The 17,931-nt window shown below is 53.4% G+C and carries 18 protein-coding genes; 6 read left to right on the top strand and 12 right to left on the bottom strand.

The window, feature by feature from the left end; translation table 11 throughout:
• The first annotated feature begins 85 nt into the window (after nucleotides 1–85).
• The 4 genes from rcsF to HV352_RS19015 all read left to right on the top strand — a co-directional run bounded on the left by rcsF (nucleotide 86) and on the right by HV352_RS19015 (nucleotide 3,903).
• Nucleotides 86–490: an Rcs stress response system protein RcsF gene (gene rcsF / locus HV352_RS19000; RefSeq protein ID WP_016151780.1), complete on the top strand. Its 405-nt coding sequence runs from the start codon at nucleotides 86–88 to the stop codon at nucleotides 488–490.
• Nucleotides 487–1,194, top strand: coding sequence for a tRNA (N6-threonylcarbamoyladenosine(37)-N6)-methyltransferase TrmO (tsaA, locus tag HV352_RS19005; protein WP_047417110.1), 708 nt, complete (start codon nucleotides 487–489; stop codon nucleotides 1,192–1,194). Before rcsF ends, tsaA begins: the two co-directional genes overlap by 4 nt.
• A 113-nt stretch (nucleotides 1,195–1,307) precedes the next feature.
• The gene (proS, locus tag HV352_RS19010) at nucleotides 1,308–3,026 is read left to right on the top strand and encodes a proline--tRNA ligase (protein WP_016151778.1); all 1,719 of its coding nucleotides are present in this window, start codon (nucleotides 1,308–1,310) and stop codon (nucleotides 3,024–3,026) included.
• 52 nt (nucleotides 3,027–3,078) lie between these two features.
• A complete protein-coding gene (locus tag HV352_RS19015) occupies nucleotides 3,079–3,903 on the top strand; it encodes a YaeF family permuted papain-like enzyme (protein ID WP_103283486.1) in 825 nt (274 codons plus the stop codon).
• 47 nt (nucleotides 3,904–3,950) lie between these two features.
• Here the strand turns inward: HV352_RS19015 and nlpE are convergent, their stop codons facing one another.
• From nlpE to HV352_RS19030, 3 genes are read right to left on the bottom strand one after another with little or no spacing between them, the layout of a single operon-like run.
• Nucleotides 3,951–4,652 carry an envelope stress response activation lipoprotein NlpE gene (gene nlpE / locus HV352_RS19020; protein ID WP_087121852.1) on the bottom strand — a complete coding sequence of 234 codons (702 nt, stop codon included), beginning with the start codon at nucleotides 4,650–4,652 and terminating at the stop codon, nucleotides 3,951–3,953.
• A 30-nt stretch (nucleotides 4,653–4,682) separates the two neighbouring features.
• A complete protein-coding gene (gene arfB, locus HV352_RS19025) occupies nucleotides 4,683–5,105 on the bottom strand; it encodes an alternative ribosome rescue aminoacyl-tRNA hydrolase ArfB (protein ID WP_016151775.1) in 423 nt (140 codons plus the stop codon).
• Entirely contained in the window at nucleotides 5,102–5,647 is a 546-nt protein-coding gene (locus tag HV352_RS19030) for a YaeQ family protein (RefSeq protein WP_046275338.1), read from the bottom strand. The genes arfB and HV352_RS19030 overlap by 4 nt, the downstream gene beginning before the upstream one ends.
• Nucleotides 5,648–5,835: 188 nt before the next feature.
• Between HV352_RS19030 and HV352_RS19035 the strand changes: the two genes are divergently transcribed.
• Nucleotides 5,836–6,036 carry a YaeP family protein gene (locus tag HV352_RS19035; protein ID WP_003018499.1) on the top strand — a complete coding sequence of 67 codons (201 nt, stop codon included), beginning with the start codon at nucleotides 5,836–5,838 and terminating at the stop codon, nucleotides 6,034–6,036.
• Nucleotides 6,023–6,283, top strand: coding sequence for a Rho-binding antiterminator (gene rof / locus HV352_RS19040; protein WP_016151773.1), 261 nt, complete (start codon nucleotides 6,023–6,025; stop codon nucleotides 6,281–6,283). The genes HV352_RS19035 and rof overlap by 14 nt, the downstream gene beginning before the upstream one ends.
• A 54-nt stretch (nucleotides 6,284–6,337) precedes the next feature.
• Here rof and tilS read toward each other — a convergent pair whose 3' ends face one another.
• The 9 genes from tilS to fabZ form a co-directional block, all read right to left on the bottom strand.
• Nucleotides 6,338–7,630, bottom strand: a complete 1,293-nt coding sequence (tilS, locus tag HV352_RS19045; RefSeq protein WP_181634988.1) for a tRNA lysidine(34) synthetase TilS — start codon at nucleotides 7,628–7,630, stop codon at nucleotides 6,338–6,340.
• Nucleotides 7,631–7,691: 61 nt separating this feature from the next.
• On the bottom strand, nucleotides 7,692–8,081 hold the full coding sequence (locus HV352_RS19050; protein WP_016151771.1) for a VOC family protein: 390 nt from the start codon (nucleotides 8,079–8,081) through the stop codon (nucleotides 7,692–7,694).
• A gap of 66 nt (nucleotides 8,082–8,147) precedes the next feature.
• Nucleotides 8,148–10,286, bottom strand: a complete 2,139-nt coding sequence (ldcC, locus tag HV352_RS19055) for a lysine decarboxylase LdcC (protein ID WP_181634989.1) — start codon at nucleotides 10,284–10,286, stop codon at nucleotides 8,148–8,150.
• 99 nt (nucleotides 10,287–10,385) lie between these two features.
• Nucleotides 10,386–11,345 (bottom strand): acetyl-CoA carboxylase carboxyl transferase subunit alpha, encoded by a 960-nt coding sequence (gene accA / locus HV352_RS19060; protein ID WP_003018513.1) that lies wholly within the window; start codon nucleotides 11,343–11,345, stop codon nucleotides 10,386–10,388.
• A 12-nt stretch (nucleotides 11,346–11,357) separates the two neighbouring features.
• Nucleotides 11,358–14,840 (bottom strand): DNA polymerase III subunit alpha, encoded by a 3,483-nt coding sequence (gene dnaE / locus HV352_RS19065; RefSeq protein ID WP_016151769.1) that lies wholly within the window; start codon nucleotides 14,838–14,840, stop codon nucleotides 11,358–11,360.
• A 24-nt stretch (nucleotides 14,841–14,864) separates the two neighbouring features.
• A complete protein-coding gene (rnhB, locus tag HV352_RS19070) occupies nucleotides 14,865–15,461 on the bottom strand; it encodes a ribonuclease HII (protein ID WP_019078405.1) in 597 nt (198 codons plus the stop codon).
• Complete coding sequence (gene lpxB, locus HV352_RS19075; protein ID WP_080859352.1) at nucleotides 15,458–16,606, bottom strand: lipid-A-disaccharide synthase; 1,149 nt, start codon at nucleotides 16,604–16,606, stop codon at nucleotides 15,458–15,460. The genes rnhB and lpxB overlap by 4 nt, the downstream gene beginning before the upstream one ends.
• Complete coding sequence (lpxA, locus tag HV352_RS19080; RefSeq protein WP_003018525.1) at nucleotides 16,606–17,394, bottom strand: acyl-ACP--UDP-N-acetylglucosamine O-acyltransferase; 789 nt, start codon at nucleotides 17,392–17,394, stop codon at nucleotides 16,606–16,608. The genes lpxB and lpxA overlap by 1 nt, the downstream gene beginning before the upstream one ends.
• Before the next feature lie 3 nt (nucleotides 17,395–17,397).
• Entirely contained in the window at nucleotides 17,398–17,853 is a 456-nt protein-coding gene (gene fabZ, locus HV352_RS19085; RefSeq protein WP_003018528.1) for a 3-hydroxyacyl-ACP dehydratase FabZ, read from the bottom strand.
• Nucleotides 17,854–17,931 lie beyond the last annotated feature (78 nt).

Here is a 17,931-nt window from a genome sequence, read left to right on the forward strand (position 1 = left end):
TCAGGACGGGCGCTTGCCCGTCTTGTCATTTATGCAAGCACCTGATTCAATATCTGACGTTTAGATCATTCATTGAGGAAATATTATGCGTGCTTTACCGATCTGTTTAGTAGCACTCATGCTGAGCGGCTGTTCTATGTTAAGCAGATCCCCTGTTGAACCCGTTCAAAGCACCGCTACCCCGCCTAAAGCGGAGCCGGAAAAACCCAAAGCACCGCGCGCGGCGCCGGTAAGAATCATTACTAACGCTGAAGATTTAGTTGGCAAACCGTTCCGCGATCTCGGCGAAGTCAGCGGCGAATCCTGCCAGGCATCCAACCAGGATTCACCGCCGAGCATTCCAACCGCACGCAAACGCATGCAGATTAACGCATCTAAAATGAAAGCAAATGCGGTATTACTGCACAGTTGCGAAGTAACCAGCGGAACGCCGGGTTGCTATCGCCAGGCGGTTTGCATCGGTTCTGCACTGAACATTTCGGCGAAATGAGCCATTTTCAGTTCGAGCAAATAGGCGTTATCCGCTCACCTTATAAAGAAAAGTTCGCCGTTCCACGCCAGCCAGGTCTGGTGAAAAGTGCCAGCGGTGAACTGCATTTGCTCGCACCTTATAACCAGGCCGATGCCGTTCGCGGCCTGGAAGCCTTCAGCCATTTGTGGGTGATTTTTGTTTTTCACCAGACAATGGAAGGTGGATGGCGTCCAACCGTGCGCCCTCCCCGTCTTGGCGGCAATGCCAGGATGGGCGTCTTTGCCACGCGTTCAACGTTTCGTCCGAACCCTGTTGGCATGTCGTTGGTTGAGCTGCGGGGCATCCGTTGCCATAAAGAGCACGTAATCCTTGAGCTCGGCGGGCTGGATCTTGTTGATGGCACGCCGGTAGTGGATATAAAACCGTATCTGCCGTTTGCCGAATCGCTGCCTGATGCTCGCGCCAGCTATGCTCAGGACGCGCCGCAGGCCAGTGTAGACGTGACGTTCAGTGAAGAGCTCGCTGAGCAACTCCCAAAGCTCGAACAGCGTTACCCGCATCTTCGTCAGTTTATTGCCGAAGTGCTGGCGCAGGATCCGCGTCCTGCCTACCGTAAAAACGAGGAAGAAGGCAAAACCTATGCCGTCTGGTTGCTGGACTTTAACGTCCGCTGGCGCGTGACGCCGTCAGGATTTGAGGTCTTTGCTCTGGAAGCCCGCTAATTTGCATCGCGTACTCTTTTGACATCCCCTTCTCGCTGGTAAACTAAACCACTTTTGTTTTGTGCCAGGCTCATTTTGAGCCTGTTCGATCGTTCAACTGGAACCGTAACAACATGCGTACTAGCCAATATCTGCTCTCCACTCTGAAGGAGACACCTGCCGACGCCGAGGTCATCAGCCACCAGCTGATGCTGCGCGCCGGGATGATCCGCAAGCTGGCCTCCGGGTTATATACCTGGCTGCCGACCGGCGTGCGCGTCCTGAAAAAAGTCGAAAACATCGTGCGTGAAGAGATGAACAACGCCGGTGCGATCGAGGTGTTGATGCCGGTCGTTCAGCCTTCTGAACTGTGGGAAGAGAGCGGCCGTTGGGAACAATACGGCCCGGAACTGCTGCGTATTGCTGACCGTGGCGATCGTTCGTTCGTACTCGGCCCAACGCATGAAGAAGTGATCACCGACCTGATCCGTAATGAGCTGAGCTCCTACAAACAGCTGCCGCTGAACTTCTATCAGATCCAGACCAAATTCCGTGACGAAGTGCGTCCGCGCTTCGGCGTGATGCGTTCCCGCGAATTCCTGATGAAAGATGCCTACTCTTTCCACACTTCTCAGGAATCTCTGCAGGAAACCTACGACGCGATGTACGCTGCGTACAGCAAAATCTTCAGCCGTATGGGGCTGGATTTCCGTGCGGTACAAGCGGATACCGGTTCTATCGGCGGCAGCGCCTCTCACGAATTCCAGGTGCTGGCGCAGAGCGGTGAAGACGATGTGATCTTCTCTGACTCTTCCGACTATGCGGCAAACATCGAATTTGCCGAAGCTGTTGCACCGAAAGAACCGCGCGCCGCTGCAACGCAGGAAATGACGCTGGTTGATACGCCGAACGCTAAAACCATCGCCGAGCTGGTTGAACAATTCAACCTGCCTATCGAGAAAACCGTGAAAACCCTGCTGGTGAAAGCGGTTGAAGGCAGCAGCTACCCGCTGGTTGCGCTGCTGGTTCGTGGCGATCACGAGCTGAACGAAGTCAAGGCGGAAAAACTGCCGCAGGTTGCCAGCCCGCTGACCTTCGCCACCGAAGAAGAAATTCGTGCGCTGGTTAAAGCAGGTCCTGGATCTCTGGGTCCGGTGAACATGCCGATTCCGGTGGTTATCGACCGTACCGTTGCGGTAATGAGCGATTTTGCTGCCGGTGCCAACATCGACGGTAAACACTATTTCGGTATCAACTGGGATCGCGACGTTGCCACCCCGGAAGTGGCTGACATTCGTAACGTGGTCGCCGGCGACCCAAGCCCGGATGGCAAAGGTACGCTGATGATCAAACGCGGTATCGAAGTGGGCCATATCTTCCAGTTGGGTACCAAGTACTCTGAAGCGATGAAAGCCGCCGTTCAGGGAGAAGATGGTCGTAACCAGACGCTGACCATGGGCTGCTACGGTATCGGGGTCACTCGCGTTGTGGCTGCTGCGATTGAACAGAACTACGACGATCGCGGCATTGTATGGCCAGACGCCATTGCCCCGTTCCAGGTTGCTATTCTGCCGATGAACATGCACAAATCCTACCGTGTGCAGGAGCTGGCTGAAAAGCTGTACGCGGAGCTGCGCGCGCAGGGTATTGAAGTGCTGATGGACGATCGTAAAGAGCGTCCAGGCGTGATGTTTGCTGATATGGAGCTCATCGGTATTCCGCATACCATCGTGCTGGGCGACCGTAACCTCGACAACGACGATATCGAATACAAATACCGTCGTAACGGCGAGAAAGAGCTGATTAAAACCGGCGACATCGTCGACTACCTGGTCAAAGCTATTAAAGGCTAATACCAGCACAAGGCCCTGAGGATCAGGGCCTTTTTTACATGGATTGTATAAAATGCCTAAACCAACGGCGTATTACCGCCTGCTCCTCCCCTTCGTTCTTCTGCTTTCAGCCTGCACGATTGACGTCAGTCAGCAAAATTCATCAGCAACCGCTGTTGATGCCCAGGCAAAGAAATGGGAGATAAAACTCCAGCATCAAAGCTCATTTACCGATCAAGCGCTGCATGAAATTACGGATACCGACCTCAGGCCGGGCGACCTGCTGTTTTCCTCCAGTCTTGGGGTGACCTCATTTGGTATTCGCGCGTTCAGCACCTCTTCTGTCAGCCATGTCGCCGTTTACCTTGGCGATAATGAAGTTGCCGAAGCGACCGGGGCGGGAGTACAAATCATTTCGCTCAAAAAGGCTGAAAATCACAGCGATAAGCTTTTTGCTCTGCGGGTCCCCAACCTCACACCGCAGCAGGCCGAAGAAATCAAAACATTCGCTTATAAAATCAAAGATAGCGGCTATAACTACCGCGGCATCGTCGAATTTATTCCGTTTATGGTGACCCGGCAAATATGTTCATTGAATCCTTTCTCAGAGGATTTTCGCCAGCAATGCGTCAGCGGGCTGGCAAAAGCACAGTTGAACAATACCAGTGAAGGAGAAAAGAAGGCGTGGTTTTGCTCCGAATTTGTAACCGATGCGTTTGCCACAGCCGGGCATCCGCTAACAATGGCGCAGCCGGGTTGGATTAGCCCTTCCGACCTGATGCATATGCGCGAAGGTGACATTTCAGCGTTTAAGTCTGAAACGCAGCTACAGTATATCGGCCACCTGAAGTTAGGGATTTATATCAAAACCAGCCGTTTTGTTGGATTGATCCGATAAGGAAAAACTGTCCGGCGATCGCCCGGACAGTTTTTATAAGCTGCAGATTAATCATCGCAACTCTGGCCAGGGATAAACTTAATTTCTTTATCCGCTCTTAAGGTTTTCACTGGTGTGCCCGTATCAGGATTTTCTTCCATCGTGAAGTGCCCTTCCACAGTAAGCAGAACTGCCTTATCCGTTGCACCACGCGCAGTCAGATAATCTCGCTCCAGTTGTGCATTGTTCGCGACAGAGACTCTTTTACCCGTCGCACAATCAGTGAAGGTTGCCGCGTCAGCCATATAGAAGTACATGCCCCGCATCGGCATTGGCGTCACCGGTAAGCTTGCAGAAACTGGCTCAAGCGTGTAGTTGAACTGTGACTCAATCGGGTTACCTTCACGATCCAGCATCTCCAGCGCTTCACCTTTTGCCCGGTAGTACGACTTTTCACCTTTGCTGTCAGTCAGCACCAGCTTATCGGCAGTGCGCGCCCATGTACCATAAGAGGCAAAGGAGGACGGTTCATCCCGCACGCCCTGATAGCGTTCGTTCATCACCCATGTGCCGTCTTTTTCCAGGAACAGAGAGGTTTCAATTCCTTCGCAGTCCGCGCAAGGCAAAATGCCACGCCAGCTTTGCTGCATCGGTTTTAATTCTGCCGCCCGCGTCGGCTGTAGTACATCGACTTCAGTACGGTTGTTACAGCCGATCAAGGAAAAAAGCGTGCATGCAGCGACCACGGACAATATTGCTGTTTTCACTATGAATTCCTTATAATTTTTTATTCCCGCTCGTCAGTCTTGCGTTCGACGAACTCTCCCACGCAGTGCTTTCACTGTGGATTTTTGCGCCTTCGATGACAACCTGCGCTCTTTCGAGGCGCGCGTAGGACGTGTTGCCTGTCGGCTTTTTTGCACCGCGGTTAATTCTTTTATCACCGCCACCAGTCGGGAGATTGCCGCTTCCCGATTTAGCTCCTGGCTACGGTATTCCTGCGCCTTAATGATAATAACGCCATCGCTGCTAATCAGATGATGGCTGGCGGCCAGCAGACGTTCCTTGTAATACTCTGGCAGGCCTGAGGCCCGAATGTCAAAGCGCAAATGGATAGCCGTGGAGGTCTTGTTAACGTGCTGACCGCCCGCGCCCTGTGCCCGAATCGCCGTGATTTCCAGCTCACTGTCAGGGATAGAGACGTTTCGGGAGATAACAATCATGAACGCGGCTGCCACGCGGTCAGATGAATTTCCAGATTGTTCTGAGAATCAGACAGCCAGATAGCGCCATCCTGGATAGTTGCCTGCAGCGCCATTGTACGACCAGCAAAATCACTCAGTTGCGCCAACTGTTCATCATCCAGATACCACACGGTGAGATTTTTAAACTGCGCACACTTGTTCTGGTTTTGCTGCCACCAGATCTGGGCCGCACGGCTGTTGTAAGTAAACAGGGCAACTTCACCAGACTGGGTACAGGCTTTTTTAATACGACGCTCATCCGGCAGACCCAGTTCAATCCAGAGATCGATGCCCAGATGGTCGTTACGCAGCCATGCTTCAGGCTCGTCTTCAGCACTCAGGCCACGCGTGAACTGCAGCCGTTCATCGGCATATTTAATCCAGGCCAGCAGGCGCAGCATCATGCGCTCCTGGGTTTCAGAGGGATGACGCGCCAGCGTCAAGGCCGCGTCAAGGAACTGGTTGCGGTCGAGATCCGCTACGTTGACGACGGCTTTATAAATTGTCGCTTTAAGCGCCATGAGAGAACTCCTTTCGAATCAGGCGCTCATTGTAGCGAAAACTGCGGCAAAAGGCTGCTAACAGCTCCTCAATCAAGGCGCTGATATTGCTTGAATGAGTATGGTATAGTCACCTTGCTAAACAGAGTTTATCTTCGTAGGCTTAGACTTGCATCCACGGTTAAGTCAGAGTGCTGACAGGAGGGCATGTGGAAAAATATTGTGAGTTAATACGCAAGCGGTACGCGGAAATCGCCAGCGGAGACTTAGGGTATATCCCGGATGCGCTGGGTTGCGTATTGAAGGTGCTTAATGAAGTGGCGGCAGACAGCGCCCTTCCAGAGTCGGTCAGGGAAAAAGCGGCCTATGCTGCCGCCAACTTACTGGTGAGCGATTATGTCAATGAATGAAACGTATCAACCCATCAATTGTGATGATTACGACAATCTTGAACTCGCCTGCCAGAACCATTTGTTACTGACGCTGGCGCTAAAAGATGGCGAAGTTTTGCAGGCGAAAGCGAATGACCTGGTTTCACGCAAAAACGTGGAGTATCTGGTCGCAGATGTCGCAGGTGAAATCCGGGAGCTTCGTCTCGATAAAATTGCCAGCTTCAGCCACCCGCAAATCGGTACCGTGGTCGTCAGCGAATCTTAGCTTTTCTTGCGCCTTATCAGGCCTAAATGACCAGGCCTGATAATCGCACCGCCATCAGGCATGCCAAATCAGACTCATACCTTCTTCATCTACCGCCGCACCCTCACGCGTCACAAAAACACCCGCAGCCGCTATCAACGTTTCACCGTAAAACAACAACGGCGTGGTATCTCGTCGCCAGGGCGGGATCCCCTGCTCCTGCCAGATTTTCTTTAATTTACGTCCACCGTTACGCCCGACAATATGCAATACGCCTGGCGCTTTAAAACGAATACTGATCGCTTCACCTGCTTGCGGCATGCGCAATTCGCCAGCAGAGATTAGCTGCACCGAGCCTAACCCGGCAGGCAGCGTCAACGGCGTTTCCCGACATGACCACGGGATGACTGTTTCGCTTTGCCCGTCGACCGATTTAACCCACCATAGCTGTGACTGATAGCGACGGACCTCATATTCTCCTAGACGAAAACAGGGGGAAGCATCTTCTCGCGCCAACGCCACTTCCTGCCAGATACGTTCCAGCCCGTCCCGGGAAGGCATCGGTGCATTTACCCCCGCCAACCAGCGACGAAGCAGAGCGGCACGCCGCACGCCACTCATCATCATTAACGGTGCCAGTAACAGTGTGCCCTGAACAGTCACGCAGTCGGCTAAATCGTTGGCCAGCAGTTCATCCAGTAAACTCTCCTGCTCGGCGCACAGCGCGGCGCTACGGGCTGCGGCTTGCGCGAAGTGCGGCCATCGCTGTTGGAGCAAAGGGGTAACGCGCAATCTGAGAAAATTGCGATCGTAGGCATCATCCTGATTACTTTCATCTTCGATCCAGCATAATTCATGCTGTCGCGCCCATGCTTCAAGCGCCTCTCGCGTTTGCGCCAGCAGCGGTCGAATCAGTTGGGTTCCGGCAAATGGTGAGCTTTCGCCCATGGCGGAAAGCCCGGCAGGACCACTGCCGCGCTTAAGCGCCAGTAGAAAGGTTTCACACTGGTCGTCGAGATGCTGGGCGGTCATCAGCACTTCACCCGGTAGTAAGGTCTGCGCAAATGCCTGATAGCGCGCGCGTCGCGCCTGAGCTTCGACACCCAGACCATCATCCTCAAGATGGACCCGTTCAACCACCAGCGGCACTTGCCACTGTGCGCATACCGACTCACAGTGTTGCACCCAACTGTCTGCCTGCGGGCTTAATCCGTGATGAATATGGATTGCGCGCAAGGCAACCTCAGGATTTTGCGCTCGCCACAGTACCAGCTGATGCAGCAGCACGGTGGAGTCCAGCCCGCCGCTAAAGGCGACCAGAATCGATTGAGAATTTAGCAGTGAAGTGTTCAGCGTGAGTGTCGTCATGATGGTTACTTACAATGGCATTGCCCTGCACATTGCCGGACTAATGCCACAATGATAAGACTTACAGCTCGTACAGTTCGAGCGGTAATCCGTCCGGATCGTTAAAAAACGTAAAGCGTTTGCCGGTAAACGGATCGATACGCACGGATTCGCACTTCACGTGGTGAGCTTCCAGATGCGCGATCGCTTTTTCCACGTCATCTACGCTGAACGCCAGATGGCGTAAACCGCAGGCTTCCGGTCGACTCGGACGGCAAGGCGGAAATGGAAAAGAAAAAAGCTCAATCACATACTGACCGTTCAATGCCAGATCACCCTTCCACGAGTCACGTTCTTCCCTGTAGGCTTCGCTGATTAGCGTAAAGCCCAGCACATCACAGTAAAATGCCTTACTCGCCGCGTAGTCCGTCGCAATAATGGCAATATGGTGAACCTGTTTTAATCCCAGCATAGCGTCATCGCCTCTTTCGTTTTTCTGCCAGCACGTTACTCGTGCGTAATGGGTTCACGCAAGTCGTCATGCCATTTTTAGGACTCGCACGCGATACACGCCATCTTCACCCAGTTTAGCGCCATGGATATCGGTTTCAAATCCAGGATAGTGATGGCCCACTGAACACAACATCAGCAGAAAATCGAGTACAGCCCGACTTTTAGCCGTAATCATTTCCCCGGGCATCAAGAGCGGCACACCGGGAGGATAAGGCAGAATCATATTGGCAGAAATGCGCCCCACCAGTTGATCGAGCGCCACCGTTTCGACCTCACCTTTGATCTGCCGCTGCCAGGCCTGGTGCGGGGTCATTTTCATTTCCGGTAAGGTATCAAATGCCCGCAGCATCAGCCCGGAGAGATCGTGCTGGCGGATCAGCTTATGGATCCCCTGCGCCAGATCCTGAATACGCATATTACGATAGAAATCGGGATCCTCGGCATACAGATCCGGCAGCATATTTTTCACGCGTAAATTCAGATCGTACGAGCGTTTAAATTCCGTCAGGCCGCGCAGTAGCCCCATCGCCCGGGTTTTATCAATGCCAATACTGAACAGGAACAACAGATTATACGGTCCCGTTTTCTCGACAACGACGCCGCGCTCATCAAGGAATTTCGCCACCAGCGCCGCAGGGATCCCCTCTTCACTCATATTTCCCTGTTCATCCATTCCCGGCGTAAGAATGGTGACCTTCACCGGGTCGAGGAACATATGGTCGGCGTCAGCATCAACAAATCCGTGCCAGTCTTCACCAGGCGCTACCGGCCAGCACTCCGCCTCATCTACCCTTTCCGGCTGCCAGATATCAAAGAACCAGCCATCCGACTCTTCGCGTAGCCGCTGCACTTCTTTACGGAAATGCAGCGCCCGCTCCACCGAACGATTGATTAACCTCTTGCCTGAATTGCCACGCAGCATTGCCGCCGCCGTTTCTATCGACGCGACAATCGGGTAGCTCGGGGAAGTGGAAGTGTGCATCATAAAGGCTTCGTTGAACGTCTCTTCGTCGTAGTCGCCCTTAATGTGGATCAGAGAAGCCTGTGATAGTGCCGCCAGCATCTTGTGGGTTGACTGGGTTTCAAAAATCACTTTCCCCGGCACCCGTTCGCCGCTCATCCCGCTTTTCCCCTGATAGATCGGGTGAAAATGGGTATACGGCACCCAGGCAGAATCAAAATGAATGGAGGGCACATCCAGGGTTTGCTTGATCCAGTTGGTGTTATACAACAGGCCGTCATAGGTGGAATTGGTGATCACCGCGTGTACCGGCCATAGTGCCTGAGGGGTCTCTTCTACCTTGCGTTCAATGCTTGCGCGGGTGAATTCCCGACGAGGTATACCGCCGAGGATCCCCAGCGCATTGCGCGTAGGCTTCAGCCAGATTGGCACCACATCGCTCATCATTAGCAAATGCGCCAGCGACTTATGACAGTTGCGATCAATCAGTAGCGTACTGCCTGAAGGCGCGGCATACATGCCGACAATCTTGTTCGACGTCGAGGTGCCGTTGGTCACCATATAGCTCTGCTCGGCGCCAAAGGTGCGCGCGATATACTCCTCCGCTTCCAGATGCGGGCCTGTATGATCCAGCAGCGATCCGAGTTCAGTCACGGAAATAGACACGTCGGCCTTCAGCGTATTGCCGCCAAAGAAATCATAGAACAGGCAGCCTACCGGGCTTTTCTGATACGCCGTTCCCGCCATATGTCCGGGCGTGCAGAAGGTGTACTTTCCTTCCTTCACATAGGTAGACAGCGCCTTGGTGAAAGGAGGCGTGATGTTATCGAGGTATTCGCTGGTGTACTGACGGATGCGGGTTGCAATATCTTCAGACTGGCCCAGCGCATACTCAAAAAACCACAGCGCCATGCGCAGGTCGTGCGCGCTGACATCCATCGTCGAATGGGTATTAATAAAGGCGTAGAGCGGGAGATACTCGTTGAGCTGGTTGATGTCACTGCACAGATCCAGGCTGTATTCATCCCAGTCAAAAATGACACCGCAAATTCGTGGGTTATGTTCGATAAACTTAAGCAGGTCGACGCTATTCTGCGGCCAGATAATCTGAAACCCCTGTTGTTGCAGCGCACGCTCAAGTTCCTTGATGGGCTCATCTTTATAAAAGACGCCATGCGGTCCCATGATGGCAATGATATTCATGCGTTCCTCCTGGAAAAACCTTAGTTAATCATAGCCTGGTGAAACCACAGGTAAAAAAAAGGGCCACAGCGTTGTGGCCCTTTTCAGAATTAATGCAGTTTACGCGTAACCGTAGCTCATCAGACGCTGGTAACGACGGTTTTTCAAATCATCTTTGCTTAACACGTCGAGGTCGGCGAGATCGGCCAGCAACTGTGCTTTCAGGGACGCAGCCATCACTTCCGGGTTGCGGTGCGCGCCGCCCAGCGGTTCCGGGATGATAGAGTCGATAAGCTTCAGCTCTTTCAGACGCGGCGCGATAATCCCCATCGCTTCTGCGGCCAGCGGCGCTTTGTCGGCGCTTTTCCACAGAATGGAGGCACAACCTTCCGGGGAGATAACGGAATAGGTGCTGTATTGCAGCATATTCACTTTATCGCCTACGCCGATCGCCAGCGCGCCGCCGGAACCACCTTCACCAATAACGGTGCAGATTACCGGTACGCTCAGACGCGACATTTCACGCAGGTTGCGCGCAATCGCTTCAGACTGACCACGTTCTTCCGCGCCCACGCCCGGATAAGCCCCTGGGGTGTCGATGAAAGTAATGATCGGCATATTGAAACGCTCGGCCATTTCCATCAGACGCAGCGCTTTGCGATAGCCTTCCGGTGCCGGCATGCCGAAATTACGACGAATTTTTTCTTTGGTCTCACGGCCTTTCTGATGACCAATGATCATCACCGGACGGCCATCCAGACGCGCGATGCCGCCGACAATAGCTTTATCATCCGCATAGGCACGATCGCCCGCCAGCTCATCAAATTCATCAAATGCCAGGCGGACATAATCCAGGGTGTACGGACGCTGTGGATGGCGCGCCAGTTGGGCTACCTGCCATGCGCCAAGATCGGCGAAGATTTTACGCGTCAGCTCTACGCTTTTTTCACGCAGACGATGCACTTCTTCATCGATGTTAATATCCAGTTTCTCATCCTGACGGCTAACCGCAGTCAGAGAATCGATTTTTGCTTCCAGCTCTGCAATCGGCTGTTCAAAATCAAGGAAATTCAGACTCATAGTATTCCTGTATTAGTCAAACTCCAGTTCCACCTGCTCCGAACCAATAAGGCCACGGAGATCGTTTAGCAAACGATCGCTCGGAGAGACACGCCACGTTGCGCCAAAACGCAATCGCGCACGTGCATCCGCCCTCTGATAGTAGAGATGTACTGGAATTGTCCCCGAGCGGTGGGGTTCCAGAGACTGACGGAGTCGGTTTAAAAGCTGGTCATCAATTTGCCTGTCCGTCAGCGAGATAGCAAGCCCGCGAGCATATTTTTCCCGGGCTTCGTCAATATCCATGACTTCACGGGCCATCATTTTAAGCCCGCCGCTGAAGTCATCAAAGCTGACCTGTCCGCTGACGATAAGTATGCGGTCTTTTTCCAGCAATTGCTGGTATTTATCCAGAGCATCGGTAAACAACATAACTTCCAGACGCCCGGAACGGTCATCCAGGGTACAGATGCCGATACGATTGCCGCGCTTGGTGACCATTACCCGCGCAGCAATGACGAGCCCCGCAGCCGTGGTGACTTTACCACGTTCTGTCGGATGCATGTCTTTCAGCCTGTGGCCTCCAACATAGCGCTCAATTTCTTTTAAATACTGGTTGATGGGGTGTCCCGTCAGGTAAAGCCCTAACGTTTCACGTTCCCCTTCTAATACCACCTGCTCCGGCCACGGTGTACAGTTAGCATAAGACTGTTCAATTTGTTCCGGCTCTTCAGCCAGCACGCCAAACATGTCCGCCTGACCCGTTGCCTCGGCTTTCGCATGCTGATCGGCGGCTTTTAGCGCATCGTTGAGCGAATTCATCAGCGCCGCACGATGCGGGCCAAGGCGGTCAAACGCCCCGGACATGATTAACTTTTCCAGCACCCGGCGGTTGAGTTTTTTGATGTCCGTGCGCGCACAGAGATCAAACAGCTCGCGGAAGTAACCGCCTTCGTTGCGCGCCTCAATAATAGCTTCAATTGGCCCTTCACCCACGCCTTTTATCGCGCCGATGCCATAGACAATTTCGCCATCATCATTCACGTGAAAATGATAAAGCCCGGAGTTGATATCCGGCGGCAGGATTTTGAGCCCCATACGCCAGCATTCATCCACCAGCCCGACCACTTTCTCGGTGTTATCCATATCGGCGGTCATTACCGCCGCCATAAACTCGGCGGGGTAATGCGCCTTCAGCCATAGCGTCTGGTAAGAGACCAGCGCATAGGCAGCGGAGTGCGATTTGTTAAATCCGTAACCGGCGAATTTCTCCACCAGGTCAAAGATTTTCATCGCCAGTTCGCCGTCGACGCCGCGCTTTTTCGCCCCTTCTTCAAAGGTGCCGCGCTGCTTAGCCATCTCTTCCGGCTTTTTCTTACCCATCGCACGACGCAACATGTCCGCACCGCCAAGGGTATATCCGGACAGCTCCTGAGCAATCTGCATAACCTGTTCCTGATACAGGATAATGCCGTAGGTCGGCTCCAGTACCGGTTTCAGACACTCATGCTGCCATTGTACGTCCGGGTAGGAAATCTCTTCGCGACCATGCTTACGGTCGATAAAGTTATCTACCATCCCCGACTGTAGCGGACCAGGACGGAACAGGGCCACCAGGGCAATCATATCTTCGAAGCAGTCAGGCTGCAGACGTTTGATAAGATCTTTCATGCCGCGGGATTCAAGCTGGAAGACCGCCGTGGTCTCCGAGCGTTGCAGCATGTCGAAGCTTTTCTTGTCATCCAGCGGGATAGCGGCGATATCCAGCGGCGGCTCGCCGTTCTTTTCACGGCGCGCGTTAATCATTTCCAGCGCCCAGTTGATGATGGTGAGCGTACGCAGGCCGAGGAAGTCGAACTTCACAAGGCCGGCATATTCCACGTCGTTCTTATCAAACTGAGTAACCGGGTGCAGCCCCTGTTCATCGCAGTACAGCGGCGCAAAATCGGTAATTTTGGTCGGCGCGATAACTACACCACCGGCGTGTTTACCGGCGTTACGCGTGACGCCTTCCAGCTTACGCGCCATATCGATCAGCGCTTTAACCTCTTCATCTGCCTCATAGATTTCCGGCAGTTGGGGTTCGGCTTCAAAGGCTTTTGCCAGCGTCATGCCCGGATCGGGCGGCACCAGTTTCGAAATACGGTCCACGAAGCCGTACGGGTGTCCCAGCACGCGCCCCACGTCGCGGATAACCGCTTTGGCCGCCATCGTACCGAAGGTAATAATCTGCGAAACCGCATCACGACCGTACATTTCCGCCACGTGTTCAATTACCCGGTCGCGTTTCTCCATACAGAAGTCAACGTCGAAGTCGGGCATTGAGACACGTTCCGGGTTCAGGAAACGTTCGAACAGCAGGTCAAATTCCAGCGGATCCAGGTCGGTAATTTTCAGCGCATAGGCGACAAGCGAGCCCGCACCGGAACCGCGTCCTGGACCTACCGGTACGCCGTTATCTTTCGACCACTGGATAAATTCCATAACGATCAGGAAGTAGCCAGGAAATCCCATCTGGTTGATAACTTTCAGTTCAACTTCCAGACGTTCGTCATAAGGCGGGCGCTTCTGGGCGCGAACTTCAGGGTCCGGGAACAAAAACGCCAGACGCTCTTCCAGACCTTCGCGCGATTTCGCCACGAGGAAATCCTCGGTGGTCATATCACCGGTCGGGAACTGTGGCAGGAAATACTCACCCAGACGTACCGTCACGTTACAGCGCTTAGCTATCTCAACGGTGTTTTGCAGCGCTTCCGGAATATCGGAAAACAGCTCGCACATCTCATCTTCGCTACGCATGTACTGCTGCGGCGAATAATTTCGCGGGCGTTTCGGGTCGTCAAGGGTGAACCCGTCATGGATTGCCACGCGGATTTCATGCGCGTCAAAATCACCGGTTTCAAGGAAACGAACATCGTTGGTCGCCACCACCGGAAGACCACGCCTTTCCGCCAGTTCTACCGCTGCATGCAGATAATTTTCTTCATCTTGCCTGCCGGTGCGGATAAGCTCGAGGAAATAACAATTTGGAAAATGTTCTTCGTAAAACGCTACGCACTCATCAACCAGTGCGCTATTACCGCGCAGCAGGCTGCGCCCGACGTCGCCCATGCGGCCGCCGGAGAGCAAAATCAAACCTTCTTTTAACTCGGCCAACCAATCCCGGTCGATGACCGGCCCTTCTGCGCCATAACCACGCTGATAGGCTTTCGATATCAACAACGTCAGGTTCTGATAGCCGGTATTGTTTGCGGCCAGCACGGTGAGCTGCGTGAGTTCATCGCCCAGCAGTTCGCTACGGACATGAAAATCTGCGCCAACTATCGGCTTGATACCCGCACCGTGACCCGCTCCGTAAAACTTCACCAGACCACACAGGTTGGTAAAATCGGTGATCGCCAGCGCAGGCATGCCTAACGCGGCCGCCTTTTTCACCAGCGGCCCGGTTTTCGCCAGCCCATCGATCATGGAGTAGTCGCTGTGCACCCGCAGGTGGACGAAACGAGGTTCAGACATCTTCAGATTCCTTCGACACAAGAATCAGGACGTGAGTCCCAGTGCGCGTTTGACGGGGCCAAAACTACGGCGATGGTGCTCTGTTGCGCCATGCATTGCCAACTTTTCCAGATGAAAAGCGGTTGGATAGCCTTTGTGCTGTGCAAAGCCATACTGCGGGAACACCGTATCCAGGGCCGCCATTTCAGCATCACGAGTGACTTTTGCCAGTATCGACGCCGCGCTAATCTCCGCCACACGGCTATCACCTTTTACCACCGCCAGCGATGGCACCGGTAATGCCGGGCAACGATTGCCGTCGATCAGTACGTATTCCGGCGCGATATGCAGACCCGCAACCGCACGCTGCATGGCCAGCATAGTGGCATGTAAAATATTCAACTCGTCGATTTCATGTGGTTCCGCACGCCCCAGGCTCCAGCTTAACGCTTTTTCTTTAATCTCATCGAATAGCGCCAGGCGACGTTTTTCCGACAGTTTTTTTGAGTCGTTAAGACCGATAATAGGGCGAGCCGGATCCAGAATGACGGCGGCAGTGACGACCGCGCCGACTAAAGGACCACGTCCAACTTCATCTACACCCGCCACTAAATGCGTATGCGGATATACAAATTCAATCATTGCGCTAACTCCAGGACCGCATCCGCCGCCTGCTCATCAGCGTTGCAACGGATCTGCTGATGCAGTTCACGGAATGTGTCGTGCATTGCATGGCTGGTTTTGCCATTCGCCAGCAACGGCAACAGCGCTTGCGACAGCGCCTGCGGTTCGCACTCTTCCTGCAACAGCTCTTTAACCAGTTCTCTTCCCGCCAGCAGGTTAGGTAGCGAAACGTAATCGGTCTTCACCAGACGCTTTGCCAGCCAAAAGGTGAAAGGTTTCATACGATAGCCAACCACCATCGGGCATTTTGCCAGCATACATTCCAGCGCAGCGGTGCCGGAAGCCAGCAGTGCGGCATCGCTGGCAACCATCGCTTCACGGCCCATCCCATTAAGCAGATGTACGGAAAGCTCCGGTGCAACTTCAGCTTTAATGCGCTCAAACTGCTCGCGACGTTTGGCATTCACCAACGGCACTACCACTTCGAGATCTGGATAATGCTGGCGTAACAACTGCGCCGTTTTCAGAAAATCGGCGCTAAGCATCTCCACTTCTGCGCCACGGCTTCCTGGCAATAGCGCCAGGCAGTGAGCGTCATGGGGAATACCCAGAACATCGCGAGCCGCGTTTTTATCCGGGTCCAACGGCATGGCATCTGCCATGGTATGACCGATAAAGCGGCACGGGACGTTAAATTTGTCATAAAACGCTTTTTCGAAAGGCAGAAAGGCCAGCACCATATTGGTGGATCTGCCTATTTTGAAAACGCGTTTCTGTCGCCAGGCCCACACAGAGGGGCTGACGTAATGAATGGTTTTAATGCCCTGCTTTTTCAAATTCCCTTCGAGGGTAATATTGAAATCAGGCGCATCAATACCGACGAAAACATCCGGCTTTAAGTCGGTAAATCGGCGAGTGAGATCGGCGCGTATTTGCAGTAAACGGCGCAGGCGTCCGAGCACTTCAACAATGCCCATTACCGCCAGCTCTTCCATTTCGTACCAGGCTTCACAGCCTTCGGCCTGCATCAGCGGACCCGCCACGCCAACAAAACGCGCATTGGGAACGCGAGCCTTGAGTGCACGGATTAACCCTGCACCAAGAATATCGCCGGAGGTTTCTCCGGCGACGAGGGCAATCGTTAAAGGACGCTGCTCAGTCATTAACGAATCAGACCACGCGTTGAGCGCTCAAAGAAGTCGCTGAAAGCCTGAACTTCAGGGTATTGTTTCGCCAGTTCCGCGATTTCCGGTTTCACTTCTTCCAGCGTTTTACCACTACGGTACAACGCTTTGTAGGCATTACGAATCGCGGTAATCGCTTCGCGGGTGAACCCACGACGCTTCAGACCTTCGATATTGACGCCAAATGGCGTTGCGTGGTTGCCCTGGGCGATAACGTATGGAGGCACGTCCTGAGCAACACCAGAACAGCCGCCAACCATCACATGCGCGCCGATGATGCAGAACTGATGCACCGCAGTCATGCCGCCGATGATAACAAAATCATCCAGCGATACATGCCCGGCAAGCGTGGCGTTATTCGCCAGAATACAGCGGTTGCCTACCGTACAATCATGCGCGACGTGCGCATTAATCATCAGTAAGTTATCGCTGCCCACCTTCGTCACTCCACCGCCCTGCACTGTGCCACGATGAATGGTGACGCTTTCGCGGATGCGGTTGCGATCGCCAATTTCCACGCGGGTCGGTTCGCCAGCATATTTCAGATCCTGGTTAACTTCACCGATGGAGGCAAACTGATAGATCTCGTTATCGCGACCAATTTTTGTATGGCCATTCACGACAACGTGAGACTTCAGTACGGTACCCTCACCAATTTCAACATGGGGTCCAACAATACAAAATGGGCCAATGTGAGCGTTAGCGCCAATGCTGGCGCCTTCTTCCACAATGGCAGTTGGGTGAATAAAGGCGGATTTATCAATCACGTATCAGGCCTCCCGGCTACGGGCACACATCATCGTTGCTTCGCACACAACTTTACCGTCGACCAGCGCAACCCCTTTAAAACGGGTCAGGCCGCGGCGCGTTTTCTCGAAAGTCACTTCCATGATCATCTGATCGCCTGGCACGACAGGACGCTTAAAGCGCGCTTCGTCAATACCCGCAAAATAGTACAGTTCACCTGGTTCCAGTTTCCCTACGCTTTTAAACGCGAGGATACCGGTGGCCTGCGCCATTGCTTCCAGAATCAGTACGCCAGGGAAAATAGGTTTACCCGGGAAGTGGCCCTGGAAGAAAGGCTCGTTAACAGATACATTTTTCACTGCGCGCAGAAAGCGACCTTCTTCAAAATCCAGCACGCGGTCAACCAGCAGAAACGGAAAACGGTGCGGCAGAAGTTCTAAAATCTCTTCAATATGCAGAGTATGAGTGTTAGTAGTCAAAATACTCTTCCTGTCAAAATATACTAAAAGGCAATAATAACACGGCCTGTCGCAATCGTATGAATGGGACAGGCCGAA

This window comes from Citrobacter sp. RHBSTW-01044 (assembly GCF_013781945.1).
GTDB lineage: Bacteria > Pseudomonadota > Gammaproteobacteria > Enterobacterales > Enterobacteriaceae > Citrobacter > Citrobacter braakii.